Source organism: Streptomyces synnematoformans, from assembly GCF_039531005.1.
Lineage (GTDB): Bacteria > Actinomycetota > Actinomycetes > Streptomycetales > Streptomycetaceae > Streptomyces > Streptomyces synnematoformans.
Window position 1 is genome coordinate 1 of the sequence record NZ_BAAAPF010000550.1, and the last position, 2538, is coordinate 2538.

Genomic DNA, 2538 nt, shown 5'->3' on the forward strand with positions numbered 1-2538 from the left:
AGCGAATACTGCGTGTGCACATGCAGATGCGTAAAAGGCGGCTTGGCCACGGCGGCTCCTCACACAACGGGTCGTTGTCAGGAGCGCCATCCAATCCCCGTCGCGCAGGGGTTTCAAACAACGTCAACGCCATACTGAACAACCGTTAGTTGTACGCGAGACGCTTCCCCGGTCCTCGGCGGTAGAAGGGCACGGCGGTGCGCCCGGCGCGGGCGGCGCCGGTCCGGCCCGCGCAGCAGACGACGATGCCGCACCTGCGAGACACTGGCGACCCCCCGGACGTCCGCGGCCGGACCTCGGCGGCGACCCGTTCGGATCCGGCCACGGCCGGTGGGACATGTCTCCGTGTGTCGCCCGATTGCGGGAGGTTTGCCCCGAACACAGAGGGCTCGCTGCATGGAACGTGATGCCGGACAGGCAACGATTCAGCCGCATCGGTCCCGGATAAGCCGATCCTTGCTTAGCCTCACGGGGTGGGCCGGCCAGGACGGGAGGCCGTGTCTCCACGCCGTCCGAGGGTGCCGGGCCGAAAAGCGGCTGGAGTAGCGAGTAGCGCATGACCGACCGGAAGTTGCCGCACCACCGCACGCTGTACGCGCTGCCGTACGCCGTCATGTGCTGCGTCGCCCTCGTGGACGTCACCGCCGGATCCGGCGCCGGGTTCCTGCCCCTGGTCTCGCTGGGGCCGGCCTTCGCCGGCCTGGTCGGGGGCTGGCAGCGCACGGCGTTCGTGGGCGCCATCGCCCTGGTGCTCTGCGTCCTGCTCGGCATCTCCGACGTCATGTTCGAGTCGCGGCGCGGGTACATCGCCCTGCTGTCCGTCGTCGGCGTCACGGTCGCCGCGCTGCTGGCGGTGCGGATGCGGCACCGCCGCGAGGAGGAGCTGGCCAGCGTGCGGTCGATCGCCGAGGCCGCGCAGCGCGTCCTGCTGCGGCCGGTGCCGCGCAGCGTGGGCCGGCTGCGGGCGGCGGTCTCGTACACCTCGGCGGTGGCGGAGGCGCGGATCGGCGGCGACCTGTACGAGGTGGTGATCTCGCCGGCGGGCGTCCGGCTGGTCGTGGGCGACGTGCAGGGCAAGGGGCTGGAGGCGGTGGAGACCGCGGCGGTGGTGCTGAGCGCGTTCCGCGAGGCGGCGTACGACGAGCCTGATCTCACGTGCGTCGGGGAGCGGCTCGAACGCGCGCTGGACCGGCAGCTGGACGGCGAGAAGTTCGTCACCGCCATCCTCGCCGAGGTCGGCTCCGGCCCGGAGGTGACGCTGCTCAACTTCGGCCATCCCGCGCCGCTGGCGGTGCGCCAGGACGGTGACGTGCGCTATCTCTCGCCGCCGCAGCGGGCCTTACCGCTGGGCCTCGGAGAGCACGGTGTCGCCCGCCCGGAGCCGTACACGGCGAGGTTCGCTCCCGGCGACCAACTGCTGTTCTACACCGACGGCGTCACCGAGGCGCGTGACCGCACGGGGGCCTTCTACCCCCTGGAGCAGCGGGCCGGGCTGCTCAAGGACCCCGATCCGGAGGAGGCGCTGACGGCGCTGCGCCAGGACGTGATCGAGCATGTGCGGGCGCCGCTGCACGACGACGCGGCGATGCTGCTCCTGCGCTACCGGGACGGGTGAGCGGACGGCTCCGCGCCGCGCTGCAGGTCCGGTGCGGTCGGTCGCGTTCGGGCCAGTCACCGGCTCGTCTTATGATCAGTTCCCCCGACCGGGCGCAGTCGTTGAGGCGGCGTCCGCCACCGAGAGGAACGCCACGTGATCCGACGCGAGAGCTACTGCGGCGGCCGGCTGGTGAAGGAGGTCGAGCAGGTGCCCGACGGCCGCACCCCGTCCGGTTTAGCGGGACCGCGTGCCGACGGGCCGGCGCTGTGGCTGCTGGACGGTGAGCGTGTGGAGCCCGCGGAGGCGGAGGCGTTCTGGGTCGTGTGGACCTCGGGGCGCGACCGGCATCCGCTCGGCGGGACGGCGCGGAGCTGGCCGGCGAGGCTGGTCGCGGGCGCCCTCGTGCTGTGGGTGGTGACGCTGGTGCTGACGCAGTTCGAGTAGGGGCCGGGCGAACGCGGGGCGGCGGCTGTGCGGTCTCGCTCCGGCGGGCGTGCGGCGGCGGGCTCAGTCGCGCCCGTTGCCTTCGTTGTCTGTCTTTCCTTCGTTGTCTGTCATTCCTTCGTCTTCGTCGTCTTCGTGGCCGTCGCCCCGGCCGTGGCCGGCGCCGGAACCGGCGTGCTTCTCGCAGTAGTCGGCGATGCCGTCCGCGCCGCCGGCCTCCCGGGCGAGGCGGTTGAAGGACTTCCCGGCGCCCGGCTTCTTCTCCCCGCCGTCGCGTGCGGCGAAGTAGTTCTCGCAGAGCTGCTCCACCGACCTGCCCTTCGCGGCCTTGTCGCCGCCCTGCGCGGCGCCCTCCGGTGGCGCCTCGCCGTCCGGCCGGTCGTCCGGCTCCCCGGCTGCGTCCGCGCCGCCGTCCGGGTGCGTGCCCGTCGCACCCCCCGTGCCGGGCGCGTCGCGCCTGCCCTCGGTTCTCTCCTGCGCCCGGCTGCCGCCCGCGG

Annotated in this window: 2 protein-coding genes and 1 pseudogene; 2 read left to right on the plus strand and 1 reads right to left on the minus strand. The window is 72.9% G+C overall.

From position 1 onward, the window contains the following. The first annotated feature begins 556 nt into the window (after positions 1-556). Both ABD317_RS35830 and ABD317_RS35835 read left to right on the plus strand, forming a co-directional pair. The gene (locus ABD317_RS35830; protein ID WP_344296047.1) at positions 557-1615 is read left to right on the plus strand and encodes a PP2C family protein-serine/threonine phosphatase; all 1059 of its coding nucleotides are present in this window, start codon (positions 557-559) and stop codon (positions 1613-1615) included. A 135-nt stretch (positions 1616-1750) separates the two neighbouring features. Further along, on the plus strand, positions 1751-2041 hold the full coding sequence (locus ABD317_RS35835) for a hypothetical protein (RefSeq protein WP_344296049.1): 291 nt from the start codon (positions 1751-1753) through the stop codon (positions 2039-2041). Between the two features lie 63 nt (positions 2042-2104). Here the strand turns inward: ABD317_RS35835 and ABD317_RS35840 are convergent. Beyond that, a pseudogene (locus ABD317_RS35840) lies at positions 2105-2538 on the minus strand (hypothetical protein); the annotation flags it as partial.

Coding starts and splice junctions, on each gene's coding strand:
- ABD317_RS35830 (WP_344296047.1), top strand. CDS start 557: ATGACCGACCGGAAGTTGCCGCACCACCGCACGCTGTACGCGCTGCCG.